A 13,738-nucleotide genomic window follows, 5' to 3' on the forward strand; every position below is an offset into this window, starting at 1 on the left:
GGGCGGGAGAGTGAGACCGCCCAGGAAAATGTCTCTTAGCTGATTCCGTATTTCTGCATGCGATAAAGCAAAGTATCCCGTGAGATTCCCAAAAGCCGGGCCGAACGGCTGCGGTTGCCATTGGTCCGCGCCAAGGCCTGGCGAATCAGATCCATCTCGACTTTTTCCAGATCGATGCCCAGCTCAGGCAAGTCAAATACCGGCTTCTGCGACGGCACCCGATTGACGATCTCCAGAGGCAGATTGCCCTCATCGATAGTCCGCCCGGCCAGCAGGATGGACAGTCGCTCGCACACATTGCGAAGTTCTCTGACGTTGCCAGGCCAGGAGTAAGTTGCAAGCCGGCTGAGAGCCGCCTTGCTGAACGAAGCCTCCGGAAGCTTATGCTCTTCGGCAAACTGCATCATAAAGTGCTGCAGCAGCAACTGGATGTCGCCCATGCGCTCGCGCAACGGCGGTATCTCGATCGGAACGACGTTGAGACGGTAATAGAGGTCTTTACGGAACTCTCCCCGCGCAATCTTTTCCTGAAGATTGGCATTGGTCGCGGCGATAATCCGGACGTCTACGTTCAACGTATGGGTTTCGCCGACCGGCTGAATCTCGCCGGTCTCGAGGAAACGCAGGAACTTCGCCTGCAGAGCCATGGGCAGAGAATCGACTTCGTCGAGGAATACGGTACCCCCGTCAGCGGCTTGAAGACGGCCGGTTTGACCATTCACCGCACCGGTGAACGAGCCTTTGCGATGCCCGAACAATTCCGACTCGGCCAACGCCTCGGGAAGTGCGGCGCAATTCAGCGTGATGAAAGGTTTATTTGCACGAGGACTATGTTCTTTCAAAGCATGCGCCAGCACCTCCTTGCCGGTACCGGTCTCTCCGACGACCAAAACAGTCACGTCGGTCGCGGCAATCATTCTGGCGCTGCGCAATAACGCCTCGAAATTCGGTGATTGGCCGATCAGCTTCTCAAACATAATCTCACCCTCCTCCTTCTTTTAGGAACCTATTGTATGGCGAACCATGGGGTTGAGCCAAGGGAATGCCGCCAATAGGGCCAAGACAATCAGAGTGACCCCTGCCGCCTGGCGAAATTTCTTCATATTGGACAACCGCACCATTAACGAGGTCATTATACCGACGCCCATGACGGCAGGCAAAGTACCTATGCCGAACGCCAACATGGTGAAGGTGCTGCGCACCACATCTCCGGTCGTCGCGGCGAGCGCCAACGCGGTATAGACCAGACCGCACGGCAGCCAACCCCAAATCATGCCGAAGATGAAAGCCTTGGGCAAGGTCTCCACCGGGATCAGGCGCCGGCCGTAAGGCTCGATTCTTTTCCAGATGATTCCGCCGGCCTTCTCGATGTAAGCGAATCGCGGAAACCAGCCGGCGATATGCAGACCCGCTCCGGCCATGATCAGTGCGGATATGATTTGCAAGATGCGATGCCCGTGCCCTTCTCCGAGCGGCATACTGAGAACATGATGAGCAAGACCCGCAAGCAGCCCCCCCAACGAGTAGCTGGCTATGCGCCCCAAGTTGTAGCTGAATACGAAGGGCATGAGCAGGGATTTTTGCTCGCGGATTTCCCGCCTCAAACTCAGGGTCAGCGAACCGATGATGGAACCGCACATCCCTAAGCAATGCAGGGAACTGAAAAGCCCCATCAGCAGGGCTACGAGATAGGACGTGCTGAACGCGGTTTCGAGATGGTGCATAAGGGGGCGAACGATAGCACAAAAACTTATAGGTATAACAGATCGGGCTTAACGATAAGCTGCCTCGGCGCGTATCCTGGAGAGCCCTTCGTCAGGCAACGTTCAGGCGAGTCGACGGGAGCGAATCGGGGGTCCCACAGTCAGATTAAGAACTGCCATCGCAGGAGAAATTCCATGAAACTGCGTTTTGCTGCTGTTTATTTTCTTTTCGCGAGTCTGGCCACGCCGGCAGGAGCCGCGACTCTTTATCGTTGGACGGATAATTCGGGCACTGTCCGCTACGGCTATCATCCACCCGCGGGCATGAATGCGACTCCGGCCGAGGACGAGCAGCGAAACCTTTATAAAGGCCCGATCGACGCAGTCTGCCGAAATCTCGCCAAGGACCATTTGCGCCGGATCGATCGGGAAATGGATCGAATAAAGAAGATGCCGGCCGGTTTGGGACCGGAGTACGAATTGACGCCTGCGGCCAAGCAAGAGTTGATTTTGGACTTGCTCGCTCATCGCGCGGCCCTATTGAGCGGCAGGAAGGCGTCCGAATTCAGGTCTCCGAGCGGGCAGGACATGGAACGGCTGAAGGAAAGATATCAGGGGGAAAAAGCCCGCTTGCAGCAAGCTTTGGAATCGAAAGACGAAACGATTCAAACCCAGCAAGATCAACTGGAACGGACGCGCCGGAAGGTTGAGGCCGCAAGGCATATTCCGATTGCGCCATATCCGATAGTGGTTCCGGGAATCGTCCACCGCCGCTAAAAATCGACTATGGACGGATCAGCACCTTAAGGACGCCCGGCCTCTTAGCGAATTCGAAGGCTTCGACCGCACGGGCTAGAGAATATTCCGCATCGATCAACGGAGCGGGATCAACGGCTTTCTGCTCCAGCAAGCGCAGGGCCGAACCGAAAGGGCCGCAGCGAGAACCGAGCAGCGAAATCTCGTCCACGACCAAGGAAGAAAGATTCACGTTTACGCTGTCCCGATAAGTCGATTTCAACACCAGCGTGCCGCGCTGGCGGACGACGCGCCGGGCAAGATCGAAACCGGCCGGCGAACCGGTCGCCTCGATGACGATGTCGTAATGTCGAGCGGGAATCTCGTCTTCGGCAATCAACCGGATTCCCCGACTCAGAAGCAGCGCTTTCTGCCGGGGATGTCGCGCCGAAACGCACAAATCGCAGCCGGTAAGCGTCAGCGTCTGAGCAATGAGCTGTCCCAACCGGCCCGCTCCGATCAACAATATTCGATCGCCGGCATTTATCGATATTTGCCGCTGAATTTGCAGCGCCGCGGCGAGTGGTTCGGCAAAGACCGCCGCCTCGTCCGGCACGGTGTCCGGCACCCGATGCAGATTCCGCAAAGGCAAGGTGAGATATTCGGCGAATGCGCCGTGCCGATCGCGGATACCGAGCACGGTACGGCGCTCGCAGTGGGTGGGAAGATTTCGCCGGCAGCTCTCGCACTCTCCGCAAGAGACATTGATTTCACCGACTATCCGGCAGCCTATGAGCGTACCATCGGGCGAGTCGGCGACTTCGCCGACGAATTCATGTCCGGGAATGCCGGCGTAAGGATAATAACCCCGCACCAACTCCAAATCGGTGCCGCAGATGCCTGCGAGCCGCACCCGAACCAGCGCCTCGCCTGCGGGCGGGACGGGAATGGAAAGATCGTTACGAATGGAGAGCCGTCTGTCTTCCAGCCAAAGGGCTTGCATAGCGGGACTCGCGAGACGACAAGCCAGAGCTGACGTTTTAACTCGCCACCCTCCTGAACACGTTTTCGATCTGCGCCTGCACCTTTTCCGCCGCCTCGCGCGGATTGTCCGCATCCCGTATCGGGCGGCCGACGACGATGTAATCGGCGCCGTTCAAGAAGGCTTGCTCGACCGTTACAACCCGCTTCTGGTCGTCCGTCGGACGGTTTTCCACGGGACGAATGCCGGGTGAAATGACCAGCAGCTTTTCGTCAATTTCCTGCCGCAATGCGGGAACCTCAAGGCCCGAAGAAATCACGCCGTCGCAGCCCAAGGCCAAAGCGCGCCGGGCGCGGGAGAGAACCAAGCGCTGCACGTCGCACTCGAAGCCGAGATCTCTGAGATCGCCTTGATCGAGGCTGGTCAATACCGTGACGGCCAGAATCTTGAGATTGTCCTTGGCTTTCGCAGCGGCCTCCATGATCGCATCGTTGCCGTGCACGGTGGCGAATTCGACGCCATGGGCGCTCAGGGCTCTAACTGCCCGCGCAACCGTTTCCGGCACGTCGAAAAACTTGAGGTCGGCGAAGATCTTCTTGCCCCGTTTCTTGAGCCATTCGATCAATTCGAAGTAGTCGCCGGCCATGAACAGTTCCAGCCCGATTTTGTAAAAACTCACCGAATCGCCCAAGGTTTCCACCAGGTCCTTGGCTTCGGCAATGCTCGGCAGGTCCAGAGCCATGATGAGGCGGTCTCGGGAGGGGATAGGTTTCTTCGAAAGGGTGTCGGTCATGGCTGTTCCTCTTTTTCCGGGTCGTTCGACCGCTGTGATCTCGGTGTCGGCACTGCGATTGCTAGAATAACGCCTCCTCGAACCCAGGAGTCGCGAATGGTTTCCGTGCTGATGCAGATGGCCGTATTGATCCTGTGCGGCGCAATGTGGCGCATTATACGGCCTGGCGGGCTGGATGCCGATCAAACTCGCTTGGCGCTGACCGCTGTGGTATTTCATCTTTTGCTGCCGGCGCTGGTGCTTTCCGTGCTGTGGACGGCCGATTTAGGTATCGAGACATTGAAGATTTCGCTGTTCGGCGCGGGGATCATTCTGTTCGGCACCGCCATCACCTGGCTGGCCGCCCGTCTGGTCAAGCTGGCTCGGCCACGCCTGGGCGCCGCGATGCTGAGCATCGCTTTCTCGAACGTGACTTACATGGGGCTTCCCGTGCTGGAGCAGACCTTCGGTGCTTGGGCACGCACCATCGTTATTCAAATCGATTTGTTCGCGTCCATGCCGCTGGTTTTTACCCTCGGTATCCTGATCGCCCGGCACTACGGTACGACGAACTCGGAAAACGGTTCGATGCTCCGCTCTCTGCTGCTCAATCCGCCGCTCTGGGCCGCGGCGGTCGCACTAGGCCTGAATTTCGCGGGCGTGGCGCAACCCGCCTGGATGGAGCGGTTTTTGATGGGCTTGTCTGCGGCCGTCGTGCCTCTCATGCTGATTTCATTGGGACTCGGCCTGCGCTGGAATTCCTGGCATAGCCGTAACCTGCCGCTCGCTTCGGTTGTCGTGGCATTCAAAATGGGCGCCATGCCGTTGTTCGGTCTGGGGTTGGGGCTCTCCCTGGGATTCGAGGGCGATACTCTGACAGCACTCGTATTGGAGGCCGCCATGCCGAGCATGCTGCTCGGCGTCGTTTATTGCGACCGCTACCGGCTCGACACTTCGTTCTACGCCCTGGCCGTCTCGCTGACCACGCTCTTCGCCATGGTCTCCCTACCTTTCTGGCATCATCGGGTGGCCGCCATACATTCCGGACATTGATCATGCAAAGACCTATCGCAGAAATCTTTTCGCAAGGGGATGAAATCGTCACCGGCGAAATCACCGATACCAATTCGGCCTGGCTGTCGCGAAAGTTGACCTCACTGGGGTTTGACGTGGCCCGGCATACCGCGGTCGGCGACCGGCTGGAAGCGTTGGTCGATTTGCTCCGCGAAATCGCCGGGCGCGCCGATCTATGCATTTGTACCGGCGGATTGGGACCGACCTGCGACGATCTCACCGCCGAAGCGGTCAGCCAGGCTTTCGGCCCGCCCCTCGAACTGGACGAAGACGCGCTGGCTCAGGTCGAGTCTTATTTCACGAGGCTCGGACGCGCGATGCCGGACGTCAACAGGAAGCAGGCACTCCTCCCGCGCGGCTCGGAGCGTCTCGACAATCTTTGGGGCACCGCTCCCGGCTTCGCCCTCACGGCCGGCCGTTGCCGCTTCGTCTTCATGCCCGGCGTGCCCGGCGAGATGAAGGCGATGTTCCGTCGCTGGATCAAACCGGATCTGCACCGTCGCTTTCGGTTATGTCCGGCGCGGCTGGTGGTATTGAACACTGTGGGCATGGGCGAATCGAGTCTACAGGAGCGTCTCGATCGAATCGCCTTGCCGCCCGAGGTAAAACTCGGCTTTCGCGCCGGCGGACCGGAAAACCAGGTCAAGCTGCTGTTTCCCGCCGATTTCTCCGAGACCGAGATCAACGACATCGCAAAACGCGCCGCCGACGCAATCGGGGATGCAGTATTTGCTATCGGCGGCTCAGGGGAAGCGGAAAACGACATAGCTTCGGTGGTCGGCCGCGAACTCGCCGCGCGCCGGTCGACACTTCATGTCGTCGAAACTCTGAGCGGAGGCAAGCTGGCCAACCGCTGCGCCGGCGAGCCCTGGTTCCGCGGAGCGGTCGTGATCCCGGATTCGGCCGGCCTGTGCCGATATTTCGGCGTGGAGCCGTCCGACGATCTTGCCCGGGCCGCAGCATGGATTGCCCCGCGTCTACGGGAGCAAGGCGCGGATCATGCGCTTGCTCAAATCGCCTACTACGCCCGCGACAAGCTACACGACGAAACAGCAACGATCGAAGTCCATTTCATCCTTGCGGCTCCCGATGGCGTCTGGCGGCAAACTCGGACTATAGGCGGCGGTACCGCACGTAAACAATCCACCGTCACGGCGCTTAGTTTCGATCTCTTGCGCCGGTACTTCCAGAAAAAACCAGGTCTCCACGCCTTGTAAATCAGCACGAAGCGGCCGTCTCAAACCCTGCTGACGACTCGTCGCTCGGTCAGCAATCGGTTCAGCACGGCGCGATTCTTAAGAAGATCCGCCAACGTATACCGATTCAGAACTTCCTGAAAGGCCGAGACCGCTTCCTGGAGTACCTTTTTCAGGGTGCAGCCCGGAATGATTCGGCACAAACTGCGTCCGGGATCAAGGCATTCCACAACGTGGAAGTTGCTCTCCATGTGGCGTACGACCTCGCCGATATTGATCTCCTCGGGAGGGCGTCCGAGCTCTATCCCGCCATGCTTTCCGCGCGTGCTCTTGACATAGCCCTTTGCGGACAGCTCCTGAACGACCTTCATCAAATGGTTGTGAGACATATCGAACACGCTGGCGATCTCGGCGATAGTCACCATGCGTTCGGTATGTATGCCGACATACATCAGCACTCTTAAAGCGTAATCGGTGTAACGGGTCAGCTGCATTTAGCACCTCGAATGGACAATTAGAGCCGTTTTACGATACCGATTGGCTTAAGGCAAATGCGGCACAAAAGTTTCGACTCAATAATTTCTTGACTTTTTCGGTCATGCCGTCTTGAAATATAAACATGCATGTGCGATACATTAGAACCGTAATCATGTATTTAATATGCATGATAAACAAGATGCCATAAGAGATGCATCAATTTTTTGGGCCGACGTCAGGTCCGGAAACGGACTGGAACCCTTTATTAGGAGTGTGACTATGAGTCTCTCGTGTATTCTCCGACGAACGTCATCGTTTCTCTCATCACCTTTGCTGTTGGCGATCTTTTTTATCCCGATCGCGCAAGCGGAGTATGTCCCTGCCAAAACCGATTCGGTTTCGGGGAGCACCCATCGCATCACCTTGCGTGCAGCCCCCTTACCGTCCGGGCAATTCGGCTATCAGATGGTGAGCCATAAGATCCAGACTGCTGGTGGCCAAACCGAGGATGTCACTGCGCGGTACAGCGACAAGCCGACCATTCCGGGCCCTGCCATCGTCATGACCGAGGGCGATGTTGCGGAAATCACCCTGGAAAACGGCATCCCCAACACCGATCAGCCCGTCAGCCTGCACGTGCACGGGGTGCATTTCGATATCCGCAGCGACGGCACGATGAAGATGCTCAACGGCGTTGCCGACGAAGCCGCCTTCCCCGGCAAGCCGTACACCTACAAATGGACCGCAGCGCCGGGTACCGCCGGCACCTGGCCGTATCACGACCACACCTTCGGCAATCCCATGCTCGGAGCCGAGGACAAGGGACTGTTCGGTACCCTGATCGTCAATCCGCGTAGCGGAAAGGTGCCGGCACTCATCAACGGCAAGATCGAGGATGTGAATGTCGGCGATATCAAACGCGAGTTCGTCCTGTGGATGCACGAAACGACATTCTGGGGGATGGAAGTCAATAACATCCTCAAGGGCAAGCAGGTTCCGCTGTGGACCAATCCCACGGTGGGCGCGCGTCTCGGCGAGAAAGTCCGCTTCCACGTGATCGGGCTGGGAACCGCCTTCCACACCTTCCATTTGCACGGGCACCGTTGGCTCAACCCCGGCACCACCCATGTCGTCGATACGGTCAACATCGGACCGATCAGCCGCGACACGTTCGTCGTCCAAGCCGGCGAAGGCGTCGGCACCGGCGACTGGCACTTCCACTGCCATGTCATCCAGCACATGCAGGCCGGCATGATGGGTGACTTCAAAGTCGTCAAGTAAGCTCTATCAAAATCACATCAAAACAAGAGGTTATGAATATGAATAAGTTTCGCAAACTGACCACCGCCATTGCCGTGAGTCTCGGAACCATGAGCTTGACGCCCATCGTGAGCGCCGAAACAGCCTCGTCCGAAGACGACGTCATTCTCAGCGTTCCGGGCGTCATGCCGGTCGGCGCGCTGGAAATGACCGACGAGCCCGGTCGGTGGTTCAAAGACCCGACGGATGGCGACAGCCTGGTCGTGGTCAAACCCGGCGACGCGGTCTTGATCAAGATGACCGACGTCAACGCCGAACACACGATTACCAGCCTGTTGTGGCAGCCCGGCGCCGCCAAGTTCCCGGTCGACCAGGACAAGCCGTCGAGCGCCAGCGTCACACAAACGTTCGATAAACCCGGCCTGTACGTATTTACCTGCAAGGTCCATCCCTACATGTTTGGCGCCGTCGTAGTGGATGACCCCAATACGGAAGGACTGGATCTGGGCAGCGAAATCCAGCTCGTCACCGGAGCAAAAGTGCCGACCACCAGCGATATCGCCAAGAAGCTGCTTCGGACCTTCTTCGTTGCCACCACGCCGTCGCTCTGGCGTGACTATTCCAAGCCGAACTGGGACCTAAAGCTGCCGTCCATCCCCCTGAATCTGGGCGGAACCGTCATCAGCCTGGATGCGCTGAACGTATCCATGCCGAACAAGTTGTCCAATCCGGCTACGCCCGGTGTCGGCGAGGTCTGGGTGAACGCTCAGTTCGAGACCATCAAGGGAAAGAGCAAGCCGGGTTCCGCCACACAAGTTGACGCAGCGAACTGGACCATCAAGAAAAAGGTCAAGGGCGTCGACATCAATATGAACAATCCTCACAACATGTGGACGGACAGGTCCTACAAGTACATCTATCAAACCGAATGGTTCGATAAGCGCTTGGTCACCTTCGACCGTGAAACCGGACAGATTTACGGCGCTCTGACGGTCGGCCAATCGCCTTCTCATGTCATGTCGCGACCGTCGGATGACAGCCTGACCGTGGCACTCAACGGCGAAGACCGCGTATTGAAGCTGACCGGAGGCAAGCACCCGACGGCTCAGGACAGCGTTAACACTGGCCCGAACTCCGGACCCCATGGCCATCACGTGACCCATGACGGCAAATACGCGCTGACGCCGAATGCCTTGGCGGGCTCCGTATCCATCGTCGATCTGGACAGCGGCCAGGCCTCCACCGTGCCGAACGTGGGCGTGATTCCCATCGCCATCTGGGGCGACGCGACCGACAAGGCCTATGTAGCCAACCTGCTAGGCACGCCGCCGCTGCTCAGCACCCTGAGCGTGATCGACATCAAGAGCAAGCAGAAGATCAAGGACATCGATCTCGCTGCGGATTACGATCCGATCAGCGGCAAGACGACAGGCGAAGCGTATGGCCTGCTGCCGATCCAGACCCCGATCAGCCCGGACGGAAAATACGTGGTCACGGCCAACACCCTGAGCGCAACCATTACCATCACCGACACGTCGACTCACAAGGTGGTCAAGAGCCTGCCCTGCGAGCCGGGCTGCCATGGCGTCAACTTCGGCATGAAAAAAGGCGGTGGCTACTACGCCTATGTCGCCAGCAAGTTCGCCAACGATCTCATCGTGGTCGACATGGACAAGCTTGAAGTCGCCGGCCGCGTGATGCTCGCCGACGCCAAGGATGCCGATATCGTCGGCAACAACGGCATGGGCGGCCAAGGCGTCCTGCCGCTGCCTGTCGCCGATCACGGCTGGATCGAGCAAACCGCCAAACTGGCCGGCTCGGGCCAGCTCAGCGCCGAGGTCGAGTCTTGGCTGGGCGCTCTGACGACCGCTCAACGCGGAATTGAATTATCCGGAAAGATCGTGCAATCAGAGGGCAAGCACTGATCCGGAAACGGTTCCTCTTTTTCCAAAGTTAGGAGCTCTCCGCCCGCTCAAGCGCACTACGGCGCTTGAGCGGGCGTCTTTTCGTTTCGACGACACCCCTTCACACGCTACCCCGAGTCGCGGATTCGGCCGCAGACTCGACTTTATTCCGGCTTTCACGGATACCAAGACTCACGAGCCCTCTCTAACGGTATGATCGGGGGATCCGTCAGGAGGAGATTCAGTGATGCCTTTCACTCGCCGTCTGAAATTCTCGGTCGCGCTGCTGTGCATCGGACTCTTCGGCACAGCGGCTCACGCCGACGAATATGCCGCCAAACGCCAGGCTCTGATCGATGAAATCCGAAGCGAAACCCGCTGGGTCAGCAGCGAAATCGGCAAAACCGAGTTAGATGCCCAGGTCCTGGCCGCCATGGGGAAGGTTCCCCGGCACGAGTTCGTGAGCGAGGATCTGCGCAGTATCGCGTATGCGAACCGGCCTTTGCCCATCGGTTACGGACAAACCATTTCCCAGCCTTTCATCGTGGCGCTGATGACCGATCTGCTGCGCGTCAAACCGGATGAAACGGTGCTCGAAATCGGCACCGGTTCCGGCTATCAGGCGGCCGTCCTGGCGGAATTGGCCGAGCGGGTCTACTCCATCGAGATTGTGCCGGAATTGACCCAAATGGCGACGGAACGTCTGAAACGGCTGGGCTACGCCAAGGTTGAGACCAAGACCGGCGACGGCTATTACGGCTGGCCGGAACACGCGCCTTTCGATGCCATCATCGTCACCGCCGCCCCCACGCAAATTCCGCCGCCGCTGGTGCAACAGCTCAAGCCGGGCGGCCGCATGATCATACCGGTCGGCGGACAATTCCTGCTGCAGTATCTGGTGCTCGTCGAGAAGAGCGAACAGGGCAAGATCTCGACTCGGCAGATCGTGCCGGTGCAATTCGTGCCTTTGACGGGCGCTCATTAGACATGGCCGATTCCGCGATCGAATCTCGCCGCGACGAGGAGCGCGCGCGCCATGAAGCGCCGCCGCGGCTGCTCTTGCTCTCGGTTTCGCTGATTTCGGCTGCGGCGCTGGTCTATGAAATCCTCTTGATGCGGCTTTTTTCCGTTATCCAATGGCATCACTTTGCCTACATGATGATCAGCTTGGCGCTGCTCGGCTACGGCGCGAGCGGAACGTTCCTGACGCTCGCACGGGAATATTTGTTGCCCCGTTTCGGTGCCGCATTCGTTCTCAACGCGGCTTTGTTCGGCTTGAGCGCGACATTGTGCTTTCTGGCCGCGCAGCAAGTGCCCTTCAATGCGCTGGAAGTGCTTTGGAGTCCGCGGGAATGGGGGCATCTCGTTCTGATCTACCTTATCCTGACGCCGCCCTTCTTTTTCGCGGCCAACTGCATCGGCCTGACCTTCCAGCGCTACAAAGCGACGATAGGCCGCACCTATGCGGCCGATCTCTCGGGAGCGGGAACAGGCGCTTTGGCGGTCGTTCTTCTGCTGTTCCTGGTGTTTCCGTTGAATGCGCTGGTCCTCGCGAGCGGAGCGGGATTTGCGGCCGCGTCCTTGGCCTGGATTGCGTTGGGAATGCGTCCCCGCGAACTGATCGCGCCTTTAGTTGCGGTGATTGCCGCTCTGTGGCTTCTGGTTCACTGGAGCGGTGCGGAACTCCGGCCGGTGGAATACAAAAGCCTCTCCCAGGCATTGCGCGTGTCCGGAGCGGAGCGAATCGAGGAACGTTCCAGCCCGCTCGGGCTGCTCAGCGTGGTGCGCAGCCCCGAAGTACCGTTCCGCCATGCGCCGGGGCTCAGCCTGAACAGCCCGGTTCCGGTGCCGGAGCAACTGGCGGTGTTTACCGACGGCGAAGGCATGAGCGCCATCAATCGTTGGGATGGAAGCCGAGGCAGCCTCGCTTTTCTCGATTACGTGCCGTCCGCCCTGCCGTATCACCTGTTGCCCCGGAAGCCGAAAGTCCTCGTTTTGGGCGCGGGCGGGGGCAGCGAAGTGCTTCAGGCGATCTATCACGATGCGGAACGCATCGACGCCGTGGAACTCAATCCGCAAATGATCGACCTGGTATCCCGCGATGTTGCCGATTTTGCCGGGCAGGTTTACGGTCAGCCCTCGGTTCGCGTACATGCGGCCGAGGCGAGGAGTTTCGTCGCCGCGTCGGCGGAGCATTACGATTTGATTCAAATTGCCTTGCTGGACGCCTTCAACACCTCGTCGGCGGGTTCGTATGCACTGAACGAAAGCTATCTCTATACGGTTGAGGCCCTGCAAGCCTATTTGGCGCACCTGAGATCCGGAGGTTTTCTGGCCATCACCCGCTGGGTCCGCCTGCCGCCCCGTGACGAGATCAAGCTGTTCGCGACCGCTGCCGATGCCTTGGCGCGTGCCGGCGCGAGCGCGCCGGAACGGCGCTTGATCTGGATCCGCGGCTGGCAGACCAGCACTCTGTTGATCAAGAACGGCGAAATTTCCGATCCGGAGATCGCCACGCTGCGGCAGTTCTGCGACGAACGCTCATTCGACCTTGCCTACTATCCCGGCATCGAAGCACAGCAAGCCAATCTCCACAACCGGTTGAAAGAACCTTATTTCTTCGAAGCGGCGACGGCCTTGCTGAGTCCCGAACGGGAATCGTTTACAGAGCGCTACAAGTTCGATGTCCGTCCAGCCACCGACGACCGGCCGTATTTCTTTCACTTCTTCAAATGGCCGCTTCTAGCGGAAGCCTTCAAGCTGAAAGGGTCGGGAGGACTTTCGCTGCTCGACATGGGCTATCCGATCCTGCTGGCAACGCTGCTCCAATCAGTGATCATCAGTACCTTGCTGATCCTGGCCCCGCTCGGGGTCTTGATGCATCGGAGCGACGGCGGGCTGAAAAATAGCCGACGATCCCCGGTTTTCGGCTATTTCTTCGCGATCGGCCTGGCATTCATGTTTACGGAAATCGTTTACATACAGAAATTCATTCTTTACCTGGGTCATCCGCTCTATGCCGTGGCGATGGTACTCGCAGGATTTCTGATCTTCGCCGGACTGGGAAGCCGATATGCGGCGAGGATTACGCCCCAACAGGCCGGAATGCATATTTCTCGGGCTACCAAAGCGATTATTGCCGTCTCCGCAGTTTATTTCTTAACGCTACCATCGCTGTTTGATGTATCCATCGCCCTTCCCGCCCCTATCAAAGTGACGGTCGTCCTCGCCCTTATCGCGCCGTTGGCGTTTTTTATGGGCATGCCTTTTCCGCTAGGGCTTTCGCGGCTGGCGGCCGAGGCGGAGCGGCTGATTCCCTGGGCTTTCGGAATCAACGGCTGCGCATCGGTCATCGCCGCCATTCTGGCCACGGTATTGGCCATTCACGTCGGTCAGTTCTGGCTATTGGTCGCCGCCTTGTCGCTTTACGGACTGGCGGGTTTTGCGGGGCCCCATCGGGGTTGAGATCGATGCACCGGCTTTCCGACGTTTCGGCCGGCCCGTGCCACGCTCAGGAACCCAAATGTCTCCGTCACGTCTAAGATTCGGATAGGAATGTATCCGCCGCTTTGCTTCAAGGATGAGAGGCGGTTTTTTTCATTGAATTCATGTTTTGCCGATACGAAGCCCAAGCT

The 13,738-nt window shown here is 58.6% G+C and carries 12 protein-coding genes; 7 read left to right on the forward strand and 5 right to left on the reverse strand.

From position 1 onward, the window contains the following. Positions 1-35: 35 nt before the first annotated feature. Together B2A78_RS02790 and B2A78_RS02795 are read right to left on the reverse strand one after the other, a co-directional pair. On the reverse strand, positions 36-977 hold the full coding sequence (locus B2A78_RS02790) for a sigma-54 dependent transcriptional regulator (protein WP_077728389.1): 942 nt from the start codon (positions 975-977) through the stop codon (positions 36-38). A gap of 21 nt (positions 978-998) precedes the next feature. Continuing rightward, positions 999-1,724 carry a sulfite exporter TauE/SafE family protein gene (locus tag B2A78_RS02795; protein WP_240502381.1) on the reverse strand — a complete coding sequence of 242 codons (726 nt, stop codon included), beginning with the start codon at positions 1,722-1,724 and terminating at the stop codon, positions 999-1,001. A gap of 174 nt (positions 1,725-1,898) precedes the next feature. Here B2A78_RS02795 and B2A78_RS02800 point away from each other — a divergent pair, with 174 nt between their 5' ends. Continuing rightward, positions 1,899-2,480, forward strand: a complete 582-nt coding sequence (locus B2A78_RS02800) for a DUF4124 domain-containing protein (RefSeq protein WP_077728390.1) — start codon at positions 1,899-1,901, stop codon at positions 2,478-2,480. A gap of 7 nt (positions 2,481-2,487) precedes the next feature. On the opposite strand, the gene B2A78_RS02805 is transcribed toward B2A78_RS02800, so the two are convergent. Both B2A78_RS02805 and pyrF read right to left on the reverse strand, forming a co-directional pair. Then, complete coding sequence (locus tag B2A78_RS02805; RefSeq protein ID WP_077728391.1) at positions 2,488-3,441, reverse strand: alcohol dehydrogenase catalytic domain-containing protein; 954 nt, start codon at positions 3,439-3,441, stop codon at positions 2,488-2,490. 37 nt (positions 3,442-3,478) lie between these two features. After that, positions 3,479-4,213: an orotidine-5'-phosphate decarboxylase gene (gene pyrF / locus B2A78_RS02810; protein ID WP_077728392.1), complete on the reverse strand. Its 735-nt coding sequence runs from the start codon at positions 4,211-4,213 to the stop codon at positions 3,479-3,481. A gap of 96 nt (positions 4,214-4,309) precedes the next feature. On the opposite strand from pyrF, the gene B2A78_RS02815 reads away from it, so the two are divergent. Together B2A78_RS02815 and B2A78_RS02820 are read left to right on the forward strand one after the other, a co-directional pair. Beyond that, complete coding sequence (locus B2A78_RS02815; RefSeq protein WP_077728393.1) at positions 4,310-5,245, forward strand: AEC family transporter; 936 nt, start codon at positions 4,310-4,312, stop codon at positions 5,243-5,245. A gap of 2 nt (positions 5,246-5,247) precedes the next feature. Further along, positions 5,248-6,483 carry a molybdopterin-binding protein gene (locus B2A78_RS02820; protein ID WP_077728394.1) on the forward strand — a complete coding sequence of 412 codons (1,236 nt, stop codon included), beginning with the start codon at positions 5,248-5,250 and terminating at the stop codon, positions 6,481-6,483. Between the two features lie 20 nt (positions 6,484-6,503). On the opposite strand, the gene B2A78_RS02825 is transcribed toward B2A78_RS02820, so the two are convergent. Beyond that, complete coding sequence (locus tag B2A78_RS02825; protein ID WP_077728395.1) at positions 6,504-6,956, reverse strand: Rrf2 family transcriptional regulator; 453 nt, start codon at positions 6,954-6,956, stop codon at positions 6,504-6,506. A gap of 262 nt (positions 6,957-7,218) precedes the next feature. On the opposite strand from B2A78_RS02825, the gene B2A78_RS02830 reads away from it, so the two are divergent. The 4 genes from B2A78_RS02830 (at position 7,219) to B2A78_RS02845 (ending at position 13,568) form a co-directional block, all read left to right on the forward strand. Continuing rightward, the gene (locus B2A78_RS02830; RefSeq protein ID WP_077728396.1) at positions 7,219-8,220 is read left to right on the forward strand and encodes a multicopper oxidase domain-containing protein; all 1,002 of its coding nucleotides are present in this window, start codon (positions 7,219-7,221) and stop codon (positions 8,218-8,220) included. A gap of 38 nt (positions 8,221-8,258) precedes the next feature. Next, positions 8,259-10,124, forward strand: a complete 1,866-nt coding sequence (locus B2A78_RS02835; RefSeq protein ID WP_077728539.1) for a hypothetical protein — start codon at positions 8,259-8,261, stop codon at positions 10,122-10,124. Between the two features lie 226 nt (positions 10,125-10,350). Next, positions 10,351-11,088, forward strand: a complete 738-nt coding sequence (locus B2A78_RS02840) for a protein-L-isoaspartate(D-aspartate) O-methyltransferase (RefSeq protein WP_077728397.1) — start codon at positions 10,351-10,353, stop codon at positions 11,086-11,088. A 2-nt stretch (positions 11,089-11,090) separates the two neighbouring features. Then, entirely contained in the window at positions 11,091-13,568 is a 2,478-nt protein-coding gene (locus B2A78_RS02845; protein ID WP_077728398.1) for an SAM-dependent methyltransferase, read from the forward strand. Positions 13,569-13,738: the final 170 nt, after the last annotated feature.

It is taken from the genome of Methylocaldum sp. 14B, assembly GCF_002005105.1.
Lineage (GTDB): Bacteria > Pseudomonadota > Gammaproteobacteria > Methylococcales > Methylococcaceae > Methylocaldum.